16 protein-coding genes and 1 riboswitch are annotated in these 16,236 nt (G+C 75.0%); of the genes, 3 read left to right on the forward strand and 13 right to left on the reverse strand.

The genetic code is table 11. The features are described 5' to 3' along the window. Positions 1-174 precede the first annotated feature (174 nt). Entirely contained in the window at positions 175-612 is a 438-nt protein-coding gene (locus tag ACLBX8_RS14850; RefSeq protein ID WP_020094642.1) for a helix-turn-helix domain-containing protein, read from the forward strand. Positions 613-672: 60 nt separating this feature from the next. On the opposite strand, the gene ACLBX8_RS14855 is transcribed toward ACLBX8_RS14850, so the two are convergent. From ACLBX8_RS14855 to cbiE, 4 genes are read right to left on the reverse strand one after another with little or no spacing between them, the layout of a single operon-like run. Then, positions 673-1,992: a cobyrinate a,c-diamide synthase gene (locus ACLBX8_RS14855; RefSeq protein ID WP_447715431.1), complete on the reverse strand. Its 1,320-nt coding sequence runs from the start codon at positions 1,990-1,992 to the stop codon at positions 673-675. Next, positions 1,989-2,765, reverse strand: a complete 777-nt coding sequence (cobM, locus tag ACLBX8_RS14860; protein WP_447715432.1) for a precorrin-4 C(11)-methyltransferase — start codon at positions 2,763-2,765, stop codon at positions 1,989-1,991. The genes ACLBX8_RS14855 and cobM overlap by 4 nt, the downstream gene beginning before the upstream one ends. Continuing rightward, positions 2,762-3,184, reverse strand: a complete 423-nt coding sequence (locus ACLBX8_RS14865) for a cobalamin biosynthesis protein (protein WP_447715433.1) — start codon at positions 3,182-3,184, stop codon at positions 2,762-2,764. The genes cobM and ACLBX8_RS14865 overlap by 4 nt, the downstream gene beginning before the upstream one ends. After that, positions 3,163-4,383 carry a precorrin-6y C5,15-methyltransferase (decarboxylating) subunit CbiE gene (cbiE, locus tag ACLBX8_RS14870; protein WP_447715434.1) on the reverse strand — a complete coding sequence of 407 codons (1,221 nt, stop codon included), beginning with the start codon at positions 4,381-4,383 and terminating at the stop codon, positions 3,163-3,165. Before cbiE ends, ACLBX8_RS14865 begins: the two co-directional genes overlap by 22 nt. Between cbiE and ACLBX8_RS14875 the strand changes: the two genes are divergently transcribed. Beyond that, positions 4,382-5,194: a cobalt-precorrin-6A reductase gene (locus ACLBX8_RS14875; protein WP_447715435.1), complete on the forward strand. Its 813-nt coding sequence runs from the start codon at positions 4,382-4,384 to the stop codon at positions 5,192-5,194. The genes cbiE and ACLBX8_RS14875 overlap by 2 nt on opposite strands. Here the strand turns inward: ACLBX8_RS14875 and cobJ are convergent. From cobJ to ACLBX8_RS14920, 9 genes are all read right to left on the reverse strand, one after another. After that, positions 5,161-5,922 (reverse strand): precorrin-3B C(17)-methyltransferase, encoded by a 762-nt coding sequence (cobJ, locus tag ACLBX8_RS14880; protein WP_020094636.1) that lies wholly within the window; start codon positions 5,920-5,922, stop codon positions 5,161-5,163. The genes ACLBX8_RS14875 and cobJ overlap by 34 nt on opposite strands. Further along, positions 5,919-6,698: a precorrin-2 C(20)-methyltransferase gene (locus ACLBX8_RS14885; protein WP_012320065.1), complete on the reverse strand. Its 780-nt coding sequence runs from the start codon at positions 6,696-6,698 to the stop codon at positions 5,919-5,921. The genes cobJ and ACLBX8_RS14885 overlap by 4 nt, the downstream gene beginning before the upstream one ends. Further along, a complete protein-coding gene (locus ACLBX8_RS14890) occupies positions 6,698-7,390 on the reverse strand; it encodes a precorrin-8X methylmutase (protein WP_447698877.1) in 693 nt (230 codons plus the stop codon). Before ACLBX8_RS14890 ends, ACLBX8_RS14885 begins: the two co-directional genes overlap by 1 nt. Continuing rightward, positions 7,387-8,646, reverse strand: a complete 1,260-nt coding sequence (locus tag ACLBX8_RS14895; RefSeq protein WP_447698876.1) for a precorrin-3B synthase — start codon at positions 8,644-8,646, stop codon at positions 7,387-7,389. Before ACLBX8_RS14895 ends, ACLBX8_RS14890 begins: the two co-directional genes overlap by 4 nt. A 74-nt stretch (positions 8,647-8,720) precedes the next feature. Continuing rightward, positions 8,721-12,050: a cobaltochelatase subunit CobN gene (gene cobN / locus ACLBX8_RS14900; RefSeq protein ID WP_447715436.1), complete on the reverse strand. Its 3,330-nt coding sequence runs from the start codon at positions 12,048-12,050 to the stop codon at positions 8,721-8,723. Positions 12,051-12,096: 46 nt separating this feature from the next. Next, complete coding sequence (cobW, locus tag ACLBX8_RS14905; RefSeq protein ID WP_012320061.1) at positions 12,097-13,131, reverse strand: cobalamin biosynthesis protein CobW; 1,035 nt, start codon at positions 13,129-13,131, stop codon at positions 12,097-12,099. Then, positions 13,128-13,529, reverse strand: coding sequence for a DUF1636 domain-containing protein (locus tag ACLBX8_RS14910; RefSeq protein WP_020094630.1), 402 nt, complete (start codon positions 13,527-13,529; stop codon positions 13,128-13,130). Before ACLBX8_RS14910 ends, cobW begins: the two co-directional genes overlap by 4 nt. Next, on the reverse strand, positions 13,522-14,274 hold the full coding sequence (locus ACLBX8_RS14915) for a CbtA family protein (RefSeq protein ID WP_447682360.1): 753 nt from the start codon (positions 14,272-14,274) through the stop codon (positions 13,522-13,524). Before ACLBX8_RS14915 ends, ACLBX8_RS14910 begins: the two co-directional genes overlap by 8 nt. Before the next feature lie 16 nt (positions 14,275-14,290). Beyond that, positions 14,291-14,464 (reverse strand): CbtB domain-containing protein, encoded by a 174-nt coding sequence (locus tag ACLBX8_RS14920; RefSeq protein ID WP_447715437.1) that lies wholly within the window; start codon positions 14,462-14,464, stop codon positions 14,291-14,293. Between the two features lie 35 nt (positions 14,465-14,499). After that, a riboswitch (cobalamin riboswitch) is annotated at positions 14,500-14,694 on the reverse strand. Between the two features lie 161 nt (positions 14,695-14,855). On the opposite strand from ACLBX8_RS14920, the gene ACLBX8_RS14925 reads away from it, so the two are divergent. Beyond that, positions 14,856-16,220, forward strand: a complete 1,365-nt coding sequence (locus tag ACLBX8_RS14925) for a discoidin domain-containing protein (RefSeq protein WP_447715438.1) — start codon at positions 14,856-14,858, stop codon at positions 16,218-16,220. Positions 16,221-16,236 lie beyond the last annotated feature (16 nt).

Raw genomic sequence — 16,236 nt, forward strand, 5'->3', positions numbered from 1 at the left:
ACTTGGTGTCCTACTGCGCCGCGGTTCACCTGTGTCGGGATCAGGGCTATAGCCGGACATCGGCACGGAGTACCGGCAACCTGGCGTGCAGGACATGCGACTAAGGGGCGGACGGTGAAGCGGCGCGACAGCGAGGCGAAGACACCCCGTCCGCAGGAGGATGCAGCCCACGCCATGGACAAGGATTCCTCCGGCCAGACGATGCCGAAGCAGACGACGGACGTCGATCGCCTCGTCGGCATCCGGATCACAGCGCTGCGCAAGGCTCGCGGCATGAGCCAGACCGCGCTGGGCAACGCGGTCGGCGTGACCTTCCAGCAGGTTCAGAAATACGAGAAGGGCCAGAACCGGGTCGGGGCCGGCCGGCTCCGCGAGATCGCGCGCCTCCTCGAGGTTCCGGTCTCCGCGTTCTTCGAGGAGAACGAGCCGCGCGAGAACGCGCAGGAGGACGTGTTCGGCTTCCTCAGCGCCCACGGCGCCATCGAGCTGCTGCGCGCCTACGCCCAGATCGAGGACGAGCAGATGCGCCGCGACGTGCTCGCGCTGGTCCGCAGCGCCGCGCGACTCGCACAGAACCGCGGCGCAACCGCGCCGACGACGGATCCGGCCTGACCGGCGCGCGAAACAGGCTTCACCTCGGGGACCTTCGAAGCGGCTGCGCCGAGCCCGGCGTCACGGCGGATCGGTCGCGATCAGGTGGAAGAAGCTGCCGGTGACGGGTCCGACGCGATGGCCGGCCAGTCCCAGATCGACACCTTCGGCATCCGTCACGCGGGCGAGCGCCGTTTCCTCCGGCGCGATCGGCGAGAGCTCGCTGGCGTAGTGGAATTCGTGGCCGACGAGGCGCGTGCCCGCGGCGCCGAGCAGGCCGGATTCGCAGAGCCGCGCGACGCGATAGCCGAGATGCAGCTTGCGCCGGTGATACGAGGTCGCGACCGGTAGCAGTCCGGCCATGGCATGGGTCGCTCCGTCGGCATCCTGCAACGTCTCGCCCAGGACCATGTAGCCGCCGCACTCCCCGTGGACCGGCCGGGTCCGCGCGAAGCGGCGCAGCCTGTCCAGGAAGCGGGTCGCGCCGGCGATCGGGCCCGCGTGCAGTTCCGGATAGCCGCCCGGCAGCCAGCAGACGTCGCAATCCTCGGGCGGTCCCTCGTCGGCCAAGGGCGAGAATGGCACGAGCTCGGCGCCGGCCATCCGCCACCCGGTCTCAAGATGCGGATAGAGGAAGCTGAACGCCGCGTCCCGGGCGACCGCCACGCGCTGTCCGGGCGGCCGGGGCAGGCGGCCACCGGAGGGCGGTACGGTGCCGCTCGCGCAGGCCGTCACGGCGTCGAGGTCGATGCCCGCCTCCGCGAGGTCGGCGAGCCTGTCGAGGCGCGCGGCGAGATCCGCGGTCTCGCCGGCCTGCACGAGCCCCAGGTGGCGCTCGGGCAGGACGAGCTGCGCGTCGCGCATCAGCGCGCCGAGCACCGGCAGCCCCGCGCGCTCCATGCCGGCTTCGACGAGGCGCCGGTGACGGGCGCTCGCCACCTTGTTGAGGATCACGCCGGCGATCCGGATGCGGGGATCGTAGAGCTTGCAGCCGAGCGCCACGGCGGCCGCCGATTGCGCCGCGCCCGACACGTCCACCACGAGCACCACCGGCCAGCCGTAGCGCGCGGCGATGTCGGCGTTCGCCCCGGTGCGGTTCTCGGCCGCCCGGACGCCGTCGAACAGGCCCATGGACCCCTCGGCGATCAGCAGATCGGCCGCCGCCGCCGTCGCGCCCGCCAGCGCGTCGAGGAGCGGCGGCGCCATGGCGAAACTGTCGAGGTTGAAGCTCGGATGGCCGGTCGCGGCGTGGTGGAAGGCCGGATCGATGTAGTCCGGGCCGCACTTCGCGCCGCGCACCCGCAGGCCGCGCCGAGTGAGGGCGCGCATGAGCGCGAGGGCGACGGTCGTCTTGCCGGAGCTGGAGCGCGGCGCCGCGACGAGGAGGCCGGGGGCGCTCACGACCGCGACCCCACCGTGCCGCCGGGCCGGTAGCGCCGGTCGTAGTCGGGCGCGTAGAGGGCGCTCTCGCGGAACTCCGCGGCGCCCAGCGCCGGTCCGACCAGGATCAGGGCGGTGCGCTCCAGACCGGCCTCCGCGACGAGCCCGGGCAGCGCGGCGAGATCGCCCATGAGCGCCCGCTCGTCCGGCCAGGAGGCTCGGAACACCGCCGCCGCCGGGCAGGACGGGCCGTAGAAGGGGATCAGCTCGGCGGCGACGGCTTCGACGACGTGGATCGACAGGTGAATCGCCAGGGTCGCGCCGGTGGCCGCGTAGGCCGCGAGCGTCTCCCGCTCGGGCATGGCGCTCGCCCGCCCGGAGGTGCGGGTCAGGACGACGGTCTGGGCAACGCCCGGGACCGTCAGCTCCCGACGCAGCAGCGCGGCCGCGGCCGCGAAGGCGGGGACACCCGGCGTCACCGTGTAGGGAATGGCCAGCGCGTCGAGCCGGCGCATCTGCTCGGCCAGGGCGCTCCAGATCGACAGGTCGCCGGAATGCAGGCGCGCCACGTCTTGGCCGGCCGCGTGCGCCGTCCGGATCTCCGCCAGGATGGCGTCGAGGTCGAGGGGCGCCGTGTCGACGATCCGGGCACCGGGCGGGCACCAGCCCAGGATCTCGGGGGCGACGAGCGACCCGGCGTAGAGGCAGACGGGGCAGGCCGCGATGCGGTCGCGCCCGCGCACCGTGATCAGGTCGGCCGCGCCGGGGCCGGCGCCGATGAAGTGGACGGTCATGGTTCCCGTGTCGTGTCGTATCGGACAGCCAGGGCGCAAGTGGCGCCGCCGCTCGCGATCCGGGGTAGGGCGAGGCGGCTCCGGGGCCCGGCGCCGGCGAGGGCCGCCGCCTCGGCCAGCGAGCCGACGCCGCGCAGGCGCTCGATCCGCGCCGAGCGGGTGACGACCTCGGCGTCGCGGGCCTCCAGCGCGGCGGCGGCGATGGGATGCGGTGCCAGGCCGAACCGGGCCGTCGCCGCGCGGATCGCCGGGTCCGACGCCCGGTCGTCCGCCGTGGCCACGGCCGCGAGGCTCGACCGCGCGGCGCCGACCAGGGCGAGGGCGCGCTCGATCAGCCCCGCGATCTCCTCGGCCTCGGTGCCCCGGCGGAACCCGATGCCGGCGACCAGCGCTCCGGTCACGGCTTGGTCCAGGCCCACTGGATCACCGTCATGGCCGGGCGCCAGCCGTGCATTCCCCCGACCGGGCTCGCCCGCTCCACGCCGTAGCGGCGCAGGCTCCCGCCATGCGCCGCGAAGGCCGCGAGCAGCGCGGCCTCGCCCTCGAGGGTCACGGCGTTGGCGACGCAGCGACCGCCGCCCCGCAGCGCCGCCAGCACGGTCGCGAGGACCCCCGGCTCCGAGACGCCGCCGCCGATGAAAACCGCGTCCGGCGCGGGCAGGCTGGCGAGCGCGCCCGGCGCCGTGCCGGCGACGACGGCGAGGTCCGGGGCGCCGAGCGCGACGGCGTTGCGGCGGATCCGCTCGACGCGGTCCGGCCTCCCCTCGATCGCGGTGGCGCGCAGGCTCGCGTGGCGCAGCATCCACTCGATCGCGATCGAGCCGGCGCCCGCACCGACATCCCAGAGATGCTGTCCCGGATGCGGGCGCAGCGCCGACAGGGTCAGGGCCCGGATCTCGGACTTGGTCAGCTGCCCGTCATTCTCGAACAGGTCGTCGTCGAGGCCCGGCGCGAGGGGCAGGGCGCGGCCGGCACCCGCCACCGTGAGCGCCACCGTGTTCAGCGGATCGAAGTCGGCGCCGTCGAACGCGTCGGCGCGGAGCGTGCGGACGCGCTCGCGCGGCCCGCCCATCGCCTCCAGCACCGTCAGCATCGACGCGCCGAAGCCCCGGTCGCGCAGCAGGGCGGCGAGAGCGCCGGGCGTAGTTCCGTCCCACGACAGGACGAGCAGCCGCGCCCCCGGCTGGAGATGCGGGACGATCCGGGTCAGCGCGCGACCGTGGAGCGTGACCAGTGCGCACTCGGCGAGCGGCCAGCCGAGCCGGGCACAGGCGAGGCTGAAGGCCGAAGGCTGCGGGAAGGCGCGGATGTCGCCCGCGGGCACCAGCCGGGCGATCTCGGCGCCGATGCCGTAGTGGAACGGGTCGCCCGTGGCGAGGATGCAGGTCGGCTGGCCGCGCCGCGCCAGGATCTCCGGATAGGCCTCGTGGATCGGGCTCGGCCAGGGCCGCGTCTCCGCGTCGAGCGGCCCGGCGAGGGCGAGGTGGCGCCGGCCGCCATAGACCACTTTAGCGGCGTCGAGCGCGGCGGCGGCGGACGGCGTCAGCCCGGCCCGACCGTCCTCGCCGATCCCGACGATCGACAGCCACGGGGCGCTCGACAGCGAGTCATCGCTCATGGACAAGGCGCCCATGAACACGCCGCCCCCGATCACCGGCACGATGCGGATCCTGATCCTCGGCGGGACCGGCGAGGCGAGCGCCCTGGTGCGATCGCTCGCGGGGCAGGCGGAGCGCGCCGTGACCCTCTCGCTGGCGGGCCGGACGGCGGCGCCGAAGCCCGAGCCGGTCCCGACCCGGATCGGCGGGTTCGGCGGCGCGGAGGGCCTCGCCCACTACCTGGAGGCCGAGGCGATCACCCGCCTGATCGACGCGACCCACCCATTCGCCGCGCGGATCTCGGCCAACGCCGCGCGCGCGGCGGCCCTGACGGGCGTGCCGCTCCTCGCGATCCGCAGGCCGGCCTGGAGCCGGGAGCCCGGCGACGACTGGGTCGAGGTCGACCGGATGGAGGAGGCGGTCGCCGCCCTCGGCCCTGAGCCCCGGCGCGTGTTCCTGACGATCGGCCGGCAGGAGGCCGGGGTCTTCGCGGCGGCGCCGCAGCACAGCTATCTCGCGCGGACGGTCGAGCCGCTGGGCGGGATCCTTCCGGTGCCGCATCTGACCGCCCTGGAGGCGCGCGGACCGTTCGACGCCGCGTCCGAGACGGCCCTGATGCGGGCCAGCCGGATCGAGATCGTGGTCAGCAAGAACGCGGGCGGCGCGGCGACCTACGGCAAGATCGCGGCGGCGCGCGGCCTCGGCATCCCGGTCGTGATGGTGCGGCGGCCGGGCAAGCCCGACGTGACGAGCGTCGCGGACGCCGCGGGCGCGCGCCGCTGGTTGGACGCGGGCGATCACGCCGATCCCTCGACCTTGCGGGCGGTGTAGACGAAGGGCGCCCGGCCCGCGCGCGGGATCAGCCGCGTCGTCGAGGCGCCCAGGATCACCATCGTGGCCATGTCGGCCGGCACCGCGGGCGCCTCGGCGAGGGTCGCGACGCGGATCGCCTCGTCCGGCCGGCTGACGGCGCGGGCGAACATCACCGGCGTCTCGGGCGCGCGGATCCCGGCCGCGATCTCCAGCGCCGCCCCGAGCTGCCAGGGCCGGGCGGTGGAGATCGGGTTGTAGAGCGCCACCACGAAATCCGCGCGCAGCACCGCCTCCAGCCGCGCGGTCACGACCGGCCAGGGTTTCAGGTTGTCCGAGAGCGAGAGCGCGCAGAAGTCGCCGCCGAGCGGTGCCCCGAGCCGGGCCGCGGCGGCGAGCATCGCGGTGATGCCCGGCTCCACCGTGATGGCGAGGTCGCGCCAGCCGGGCTCGCCGTACTCGACCGCCTCGAACACCGCCGCCGCCATGGCGAAGACGCCGGGATCGCCGCCGGAGACGACCGCGACCCTGCGCCCGGAGGCGGCGAGCTGCAGCGCGTGGCGCGCCCGGTCGACCTCCACCCGGTTGTCGCTGGCGTGCCGGACGAGGCCGGGCCGCTCGGGAACGCGGGCCACGTAGGGGAAATAGCCGACGACGTCCTCCGCCGCGTCCAGCGCCCGGCGGGCCGACTCGGTCAGCAGGGCCGCGTCGCCCGGCCCGAGGCCGACGACGGTGAGGCTTCCGCTCACGGTCGGCGGCCCTCTCCGGGCAGGAGCACCATCGAGAAGTAGGGCGCGTCGTCGTCGGCCTTGTCGGCCAGCATCACGACCCGCTCGCCCGCCATCGTGCCGCGCTCCACGTAGACGGCGCGCGCCAGCAGCCCGGCGGCCGACAGGGCGGCCCGCACCTTCGGCAGGTGGCGCCCGAGCTTCATCACCACGGCCGCGTCGGTGCCGCGCAGGCGCTCGGTCAGCGCGTCGAGCGACAGGGTCGCCGGCAGGACGGTGAGGACGTCGTCGCCCCAGGTGATCGGCGTGCCGGCCCGGGTCCAGCAGCCTGACATGCCGGTGACGCCTGGAACCACCTCCACGGGGAAGCGGTCCTTCAGGCGCCGCCACAGGTGCATGAACGAGCCGTAGAAGAACGGGTCGCCCTCCGACAGGATCGCGACGTCCCGCCCGGCGCCCAGGTGATCGGCAAGCTGCCCGGCCGCGTCGTCGTAGAAGCCGGCCAGCGCCGCCACGTAGTCCGGGTGCTCGGGGTGGATCTCGGTCGTGTAGGGATAGGCGAGGGCCATCTCGCGGGCCGGGTCGCGCAGGATCGCGTCCGCGATGGTGCGGGCATTGCCCCGCCGGCCGCGCTTGCAGAAATGCACCAGCACGGGCGCGCGCATCAGGATGCGCTGCGCCTTCACGGTCAGCAGCTCCGGATCGCCCGGGCCCATCCCGACGCCGTAGAGCGTGCCCGTCACCGCGGCCGCGGGGATCTCCTCGGTCGGGCCGTCGAGGCGCTCGAAACCGTCCATCACTCGACCTCGCTGGCGAGCGCGTTGACCGCCGCGGCCGTCATGGCGCTGCCGCCGCGCCGCCCGTGCACGACCACGAACGGCACGCGGCCGTCCCGCGCCAGGGCCTCCTTGGACTCCGCCGCGCCGACGAAGCCCACCGGGATGCCGACCACCGCGGCGGGCGGTGCCACGCCGGCATCGAGCAGCTCCAGGAGGCGGAACAAGGCGGTCGGGGCGTTGCCCACCGCCACGACGCTGCCCGGGAGATGCTCCCGCCACAGCTCCATGGCGGCCGCGGACCGGGTCGTGCCGAGGCTCTGGGCGAGATCCGGCACGCGCGGGTCGCCCAGGGTGCAGATCACCCTGTTGTCGGCGGGCAGGCGGGCCCTGGTGACGCCGTCGGCGACCATGCGGACGTCGCACAGGATCGGCGCGCCGGCCTTCAAGGCCGCGACGCCGGCCTCGGCGAAACCGGGCGCCATCTCCACGTCGGCCGGCAGGTCGGTCATGCCGCAGGCATGGATCATGCGGACGACGACGCGCTCGGCGGCGCCCGACCAGCGCCCGAGATCGGACTCGGCGCGGATCATCGCGAAGGAGCGCGCGTAGATAGCGCCGCCGTCGCGGATGTAGTCGTAGCGGGACGGGGACTCGTGGGCCGCGGCCGGCTCCGATCCTGTCTGGCGCAGGGCGTTCTGGCTCGCGCTCATGCCGGTCTCCTGGTCCTCCCGCATTCTGAAGGGGCTGTCTCCGGCGCGAAGGCGGCGGAGAGCCCGTCGATCTCGGCCCTTCCTAGCCGCTCCAGCACGGCCTCGATAGGGAGATCCATCGCCGGCTCATCGCCGGGCGCACCCCCGATCACCACGCCGTAGAGCCCGTCCCGGCCGACGAGGGTCAGGTCGGCCGGGCCCGGCCGTGCGCAGCCCTTGGCGCAGCCCGAGACGTGCGCGGCGCGGCCCGTGGCCGCCAGGGGGCCGAACGCCCCCGCGAGGCGGGCCGCGTCCGCGAGCGTGGGAGTCGATCCGGAGGCGCAGCCCGGCGCCCCCGTGCAGGCCGCGATCGCGCGCCGCGGATCGTCGGGCACGACGATGAACTCCGCCGTGAGCGCCGCCGTCGCAGCCGCCGCTTCGGCAGCGGCCGGCGCCAGCATCACGAAGCCGCGCGTGGGGGAGAGGCGGATCTCGTCGGAGCCGATCGCCGCTGCCGTTGCCGCGATCCGGTCGAGGGCGTCGGCAGTGCAGCGACCGAAGGGCGCGTCGACGGCGACGCTCCGAAGGTCGTGTCCGCCCGCCGGACGCGCCGGCTCCTGTTCCGGAGCGAAGCCCTGGTACGCCTGCGCCGGTCCGGCGCGGGTATCTCCTGACGGAAGCGCCACGGCCAGTGCCGCCAGTTCGTCGTCCGACAGGTCGCGCATCCGGCGCCGGCCGGTCCGCGCGAAGGCGCCGAGCAGGGCCGCCACGTGGCCCGGCGCCGCGTCCTCCGCGCAGGTCAGGAGCGTCCGCTGGGTCTCACCGTGCGCGATCGTGATCGCGACGCGGCCCGGCTCCTCGGCGGCGACGCAGAGATCCGCCTCCGGCAGCGCCCGGCCGGGGCGGCCCTCGACGGCGACCAGGGTCTTGGCCGGCAACCCCGGGATCGCGAGCCCCGCGGTCTCGATCGCCCGGGCGAGGGCCGGCACGTCGATCGTCTCGTCCGGGTCGTGGCCGGCCAGGGGGCTCGTGAGCGTCAGGCGCTGGGGGCCGCCGTCGGCGCGCACGTCGCCGAGGCCCCGGGCCGCGAGCCAGGTGGCCAGCGGCGCGCGCGTCGCCTCGGAGACGCCGCGAATCTGGAGATTCGCCCGTGCGGTCAGATCTAGGTGCCCGTTCCCGAAGAGCCGCGCGCCCTTCGCCACGGCGCGGGCCTGATCGAGGGTCAGGATCCCGAGCGGCGGGTGGACGCGCGCGAGCAGGCCGTCACCCGTCGGCATGGGACGCGTCAGACCGGGGCACCAGCCCCGGCGGGCAGGCGCTTCGGACAGGACGCGCCGATGCGGGGTGGTGCTCACTCGGCGGCCTCGCGCATCAGGGCGTCGGCCGGGAGGGCGTTGCGTCGGCTGTGCCAGAGGCCGCGGTCCCGGGCCTCGTCGAACCGCTCCAGGATCGCGCGGGCCGCGGCAGGGTTGGCGGCGCGCAGGCGCTCGAACACCTCGGCGTCGGCGATCCAGGCCGCGTAGAGCGCCTCGAAGCCTGCATCCGTCACCGCGTCGCTCGCGGCGGCCAGGACGAAGACCGCGTCGAGCCCCTGGGCGAGTTCCTGCGCCCCCCGGTAACCGTGGCGCAGCTGGGCCGCGATCCAGCGGGGATCGGCGAGGCGCCCGCGGATCAGGCGGGCCGCGTCCTCGCGGGCCGTCCGCGCCTTCGGCCGTTCCGGGACCGACACGTCGAGGCTGTAGAGGGCGGGGCTCGCCCCCTCCAGGGCGGCGGCCGCCGCGAAACCGCCCATCGCGTCGACGGCGGCGTCGCCGTCGAACAGGTCGCGCTCGGCCACGTCGAAGGCGTGGAGATAGGCGTCGGCCGCCGCGACGCGGGCGGCGAAATCGGCGTCGGGCCCGTCGCGGTCGCCGTAGGCGTGGCCGCTCGCGGCCAGGTAGGCGCGGCCGAGGTCGGCGCGGCCGTCCCAGGCGCCGTCGAGGGCCGTGGCGGCGGTGCCGGCGCCGTAGCGGCCGGGCGCGGCCCCGTAGACGCGCACCGACGCGTCGCCCCGCCGGCGCGCCGCCGCGAGGGGATTCTCGTCGTCGGTCTCGTCCCGGTCCGCCACGGCGCGGGCGGCGCGGTCGAGCAGCGCCAGCGTGTCGGGGAAGGTGTCGCGGAACGCGCCGGAGACGCGGACGGTGACGTCGATCCGCGGCCGGTCCAGCATGGCGAGGGGCAGGATCTCGAAGCCGGTGACGCGGGTGCTGGCATGGTCCCAGACCGGCCGCACGCCCATCAGGGCGAGGGCGTGGGCCACGTCCTCGCCGCCGGTGCGCAGGGTCGGCGAGGCCCAGAGATCCATGACGATCCGGGCCGGATAGGCGCCCTCGTCCTGGAGGTAGCGGGTCACCACGGCGGCGGCCGCCTTCTCGCCGAGGAGCGCGGCGGCGCGGCTCGGGATGGCCCGCGGGTCGAGGGTCGCGAGGTTGCGCCCGGTCGGGAGCACGTCGGCCCGCCCACGCGACGGCGAGCCCGAGGGGCCCGGCCGGACGAACCGCCCGTCGAGGGCCGCGAGCAGGCCGGCCCGCTCGGAGTCCGCGCTCGCCGCGACGGCGTCCGCGGCCCGGTCCGGGGCGCGGGCGAAGACGTGCAGGCCGTCGCGGAAGACGGTCTCGCCGAGATCGCAGAGATGCGCGTCGAGTCGCGTCAGCGCCTCGTCCATCGGCGTGTCCGCGCCGATCCCGGCCCCGTCCAGCAGTCCGGCCGCTCCGGCCTCCTCCAGGATGGCACGGGCGATGAGGTCGGCCCGGCGGGGATCGAGCACGCTGGCGGCGGAATACTCCTCCACCAGCTCGCGGAGGCGGGCCGCCTCTGGCGTCAGCGCGTGGACGGCGGTGTCGGGCGTCAGATGCCCGAGCGCGACCCCGCCCAGGCGGCGCTTGAGCGGCGCGGCCTCGCCCGGGTCGTCGACGATGAACGGGTAGATCACGGGCAGCCCGCCGACGCACAGCGCCGGGAAGCAGGCGGGTGACAGGGCCACGGCCTTGCCCGGCAGCCACTCCGCGGTGCCGTGCGTGCCGAGCTGCACCAGGGCGTCGAATTGCTGCCGCAGGCCGAGATGGAAGGCCAGGTAGGCGTGGGTCGGGGCGCGGTCGAGATCGTGGTAGCCGGTCTTGCGATCAGGGTCGCGGCCGCGGTCGGGCTGGAGAAAGACCGCGAGGCCGCCGTCCCGGACCATCCGGAACCGGAACGCGCCGTCGACGCAGGCGGGGTCCGCCTCGGCCTCGCCCCAGCTGCCGGTGACGGCGGCGCGGACGTCCTCGGAGAGCGTGCGCCACCACGTCGCGTAGGCCGCGAGCGGCACCCGGAACGCGGGCGGCCCCTCCGTGAGCGCCGCCATCAGCGCTCCGGCCTCCGGCAGCGCGCCGGCCGCGTAGCCCGCGGCCGCGAGGTCGGCGGCGATCGCGCGGGCGCTCGCGGGCGTGTCGAGGCCGACCGCGAAGCCGGCCCGGCCGCCGCGGGCGGGATAGTCCGACAGGACCAGGGCGACGCGCCGCGCCGCCGGGGGCAGGGAGGCCAGCCGCAGCCATCCCGCGGCCCGGTCGGCCAGCGCGGCGATGCCGGCGTCGTAGGGCACGGCGCGCCGCTCGGCGAAGCCGGCGATCTCGGCGCTCTCCTCCTTGAACGAGATCGGGAAGCCCGAGAGCCGGCCGTCGAATTCCGGAAGCGCGACCTGCATGGCGAGATCGGCCGCGCCGAGACCGCGGGCGGAGGCCTCCCAGGCCGCGCGGGGCGAGCCGACCGTGAAGGCCTGGAGAACCGGGCAGTCGCCGCCGTCGAGCACGAAACCGGTCTCGTCCTCGCGGGCCGAGAAGGCGGTGGCGGCGATCACGAGGTCGGGCCTGCGCGCCCGCACGGCCGCGGCGACCGCGGCAGCGGCGTCCGGCTCCTTCAGGCTCGACACGGCCAGCGGGAGCACGCCGATCCCGCGCGCCCGCAGGGCGGCGGCGAGGGCGACGAACGGGCCAGTGTCGCCTCCGAGCACGGCGGAGCGGTAGATCAGCAGGAGCGCGACGGGCTCCGCCGCGCTGCGCGCTCCGGCGAGCGGGACCGCGGTTGCGGCCGCGGCGAGGGCTGCCTCGAGGGGAAGAACTCCGCAGCCGGGGCACCAGGGAAAGCCGCGCGGGAGCGGCACAGGCGGCTCGACCGGTCCGTCGGCGCCCAGGCGAATCGCCAGGCGCCTAAGCATCCGCCGCAAATTGTCGGGGCCGCCAGCCCGGAAATAGGCGTCGAGCTGCCCGGCGAGGTCGGGATCGGTGCAGAAGGCGGCGAGGCGCGGGTCCGGCCGGTCGTCGCCCGGCAGGACCGCGAGGACGACGCCGTGCGCCCGCGCGGCCTCGGCGCAGCGCTCGATCCCGTAGCGCCAGTAATCGAGGCCGCCCAGGCAGCGGATCACCACGACCTTGGCGCGCGCCACGACGCGCTCGACGTAGATGTCGACCGAGAGCGGGTGCCGCAGCCTGGCGAGCTTCGCGAGCCGCAGGCTCGGCAGGCCGGGCTCCGCGGCGTGGGCCTGCCCGACCGACGCGAGGTCGCTGTCGGTGAAGGACAGCACCACGAGGTCGCCGGGCTCCTGCCCGAGATCCACGGCCGCCTCGCCCTCGTCGAGGGAGACGGCATCGATGCGCACGAGGTGCACCGCGGCGGCCCCTAGAGCGAGTCCGGGCGGGCGTGCGCGACCGGCCTCATCCCGCGAGGGCCGCCGCGACGGCGTCCTTGTCGAAGCCCTTCAGGCCGATCACCACCAGCGTCCCGTCGCGGGCTTCCCCGGCCCGCCAGGGGCGGTCGAAGTGATGGGTCACGCGCCGGCCGACACCCTGCACCACGAGGCGCATCGGCTTGCCCTCGACCTCGGCGAAGCCCTTGATGCGCAGGACGCCGGCGGCCTCGGCCGCCGCCTCGACCCGGGCCGCGAGATCCCCCGCGGTTACCGCCGGGCGTACCGGCAGCGCCACGGTCTCGAAATCGTCGTGGTCATGGTCCTCGCCCTCGCCGTGATGCGAGGGTCGGGCGTCGAGATCGTCCTCGGCGGCCGCGCCGAGGCCGAGCAGCACCCGCGGGTCGATAGCGCCGTTCTCGGTCTCGACCACCTTCACGGCGCGGGGCAGGTGCCCCTCGACCTCGGCGCGGACCCGCGCCCGCGTCGCGGCGTCGATCAGGTCGGCCTTGTTGACGACCACGAGGTCGGCGCAGAGGAGCTGGTCCTCGAATACCTCCTCCAGGGGGTTGTCGTGGTCGACCGACTGGTCGGCGGCGCGCTGGGCCGCGAGGGCCTCCGGGTCCTCCGCGAAGGCGCCCGAGGCCACCGCCGGGCCGTCGACCACCGCGACCACGCCGTCGACGGTCACCCGCGAGCGGATCGCCGGCCACTGGAACGCCTGGACCAGCGGCTTCGGCAGGGCGAGGCCGGAGGTCTCGATCAGGATGTGCTCCGGCGGTTCGGCGCGGCCGAGCAGGGTCTCCAGCGCCGGCACGAAATCGTCCGCGACCGTGCAGCAGATGCAGCCGTTCGGCAGCTCGACGATGGCGTCCTCGGTGCAGCCCTCGACGCCGCAGGCGGCCAGGAAGGACTTGTCGAAGCCGATGTCGCCGAACTCGTTCACCAGGATGGCGAGGCGGCGCCCCTTGGCGTTCTCGACCACGTGGCGGACGAGGGTCGTCTTGCCGGCCCCGAGGAAGCCGGTGACGATGGTGCAGGGGATCTTGTTCACGAGGGTCATTCCGCGGGCTCCAGGGTGCCGGCGGGGACCGGGCGGGGTTCTGGGAAAGGGGGGATGCGGGCGATCACGCCCTTGCGGAACGCCTCCGGACGCTCGCGCCAGGGCACGATGCCGTCCGGGGTCGCCGCGTAGGCCGCGAGACCGCCGAGGATGATCTCGGCCGAGGCGGCCGGATCCATGTCGCCGTAGACGTAGGTCCAGCGGTCGGCCGCGGCGACCGCCACGGTGCAGGGCCGCTTGCAGACCGACAGGCACTCTACCGCCTCGACCCGCAGGTCCGGCGTGGCGCCGCTCCGCGCCCGGAGCGCCTCCAGCAGGCGGGCCCCGGCGCGGGGGCCGTCGGGGTCGTCGTCCGGCCGGCGGCAGGTGGTGCAGACGTAGAGAACGGTCTCAGGCACGGGCCGCTCCCCGATCCGCGCCGCGGGCGAAGGCCTGCCACGCCCAGCCGAGCCCCAGCCCGATCAGGATCCAGAACACGAAGCTGATCGCGAGCGACCGCGCGGCGAATTGCGCGGCGAGCGCGGCCGGAAGTTCGGACGCGGCCTCGGGCGCCTGCGGGGCACCGACGACGTGCGGCGCGATGATCAGGACGAGCCCCCCGAGGATCGTGATCAGCGCGCGGCGGATGGTGATCAGGTAGAGCCCCATCCCGGTCGCCGCGGCGGTCATCACCCACCACGCCTGCCGTGTCGCGAGCGGGGCCGCCGCGCTGCCGGGCAGTTCCGGCGGCAGGCCGAGGCCCGGCGCGAGGGCGACGCTGGCGAAGGCGGCCACCGCGAAGGCGAGGCCGACCTGCGGCGTGGGTTCGCGGCCGCAGGCGAGCATCACCGCGCCGAGCAGCAGCGCGTAGCCGACGCCACCCACGAGGGTCGCGAGCCCGGTGAAGGCCATCCGCGGCAGGCCGGGCGCGGGCTGCCATTCCGGCGCGGCGTCGGGCGCGGCGTGGTCGTGCCCGGCATGGGCCAGCACGATCGGGAACGCCCTGACCGGGAGCGCCTTGGCAGCCCGGTTCGGCGCCTCCTGCTGCTCGTAGCGCTCGGCCGCGACGATCAGCGGCGAGGTCAGCGTGAGTTCGAGGCCCGTCACGATGGCAGCCGCGAAGAAGCCGGCGGCGAGGGCCGCCGACAGGAGCCGGATGATCATCCCTGGTCCGGGGACGTCAGTGGCAGGGGAAGTTCTGGGTGTGCCGGAAATCGTGCGCCGCGTTGTGGAGCGCGATCGCCGGCGAGAAGCCCGCCATGAACAGCAGGCCGAGGCCCAGCACGGCCGCGAGCGCGACGGCGATCGGGCGCTCCGAGGCGCGGGTGCCGGCGGCGAGGGTTTGCGTCGTCATCAGAAGCGTCTCCAGCCGCCCCACCGGCGGCATTGCGGGATCCTGTCGCGACGGCAGGTCTCCTGGCTCGCGGCTCGGCGCGCCCACCGCCTTCCCGGATCGCTCCGGTGGCGCTTGGCGGGCGCTCGCCGCTCACAGTTGCGGGGGCAGCCGCAGAATCGGGGCTTCAAACCCCTCACCGCATTCCCTTTTCACCCCGTCTCCGGGGCACCGTCGCCCGGCCGTTGTAGACGCATGACCGCCGGGACACAACGGAGCGGCGCCGGATCGCGGCCGTTTCCCGCGCCCGCCCCGCGATCGGGGCGGGCTTGACGGCCGCGCCCCGGAGCGGGCACCGCCGCACCCGATACCCGCCCGGCCCCGGCGCGGGCGCTGAACTCCCGGAGACCCGATGGCCCCGACAGACGATCCGACCCCGGTCCTCGTCGATCTCGCGGCCGGCCGTGAGCCGCGGATCGTCTCCGATGCGGGCACGGGAACGACGTGGCTCGAGGTCGACCTCGGCGGCCGCTTCCCGATCCATTCCGTCGCCCTGCGGCCGGGGGAGGGGGCGGTTCCCGCGGAGCCCGGCGACGTCGCGGTGGCGGTCTCGCAGGACGGCGTGACGTGGGCCGAGCCGGACCTCGCCGGCTGGACCGCGACCCCGGACGCCCTCATCGCCGCGATCGTCCCCGACGAGCGGGCCTGGGCGCGCGCGGTCCGGATCGCCGCGCCCGAACCGGCCCGGATCGCCGGCATCGGCATCCGCGCCGACGAGGCCGCGGTCGACCTGATCGCGCTGCGGGCGATGCTCGGCCTCGACGTGATGCTCCTGAACGAGACGCCCGGCGCCAACGTCTACGTCACCTACGCGCTCCAGTCGGCGCCCGACCGCGCCAGCCACGCCCTGGTCGGCCTGTCGCTGTTCGAGAACGGCGCCTTCGGCAACTGCCTCGTCCAGTACATCATCGCGGTGACGATCGCGAAGGCGCTCAACCTGAAATACATCAAAGTGCCCAAGGTCGACCGCAGCAAGGTGATCTTCCTGACCGAGCGGCTGACCTGCGACGGGATCACCTTCATCCCGCCGGACGAGCCGCTGCCGTCGGACGGGTACTTCCTGTCGGGCCTGTATTTCGACCCGACGCAGTTCGAGCGCGTGACCGCGCTGCGGGGGCCGACGGATTCGCGCGCGATCGTGCAGAGCGTGATCCGGCCGCTGTTCAACGGCCTGCCGAAGAGCTTCCCGGTGAAGCCCGACGACCAGCTCCTGATCCACATCCGGTCGGGCGACATCTTCAGCACCTGGGTCGATCCGCACTATCCGCAGCCGCCCTTCGCGTTCTACCGGATGGTCATCGACCGGCTCCTGGCCGAGGGTCGGATCCGCTCGGTCAAGCTCGTCTTCGAGAACAGACTGAATCCGGTCATCGCCGAGGTGGAGGCGTACGCCGAGCGGCGCGGATTGCCCGTGGAGATCCAGAGCGAGTCGCTGATCTCCGACGTCGCGGCGCTCGTGAACGGCCGCTACCTCGTCTTCGGGCTGGGGACCTTCGGGCCGGGGATCTGCCACCTCTCGGATCACGTCGAGCAGGTCTTCTACTTCGCGTCGAACTGGCCGCAGGGCTTCCAGTCGATCCCCACCATCGGGAAGGTGGTCGAGGTCCGCGATCTCGAGGGCCGCTACATGAAGGTCGGCGAGTGGCAGAACACCGACGCGCAGCGCCGGACGATGGTGGATTACCCGGCCGAGGCCCTCGCCTTCGACGACGCGTGACCGGCGCGGCGGGCCG

It is taken from the genome of Methylobacterium sp. D48H, from assembly GCF_053345715.1.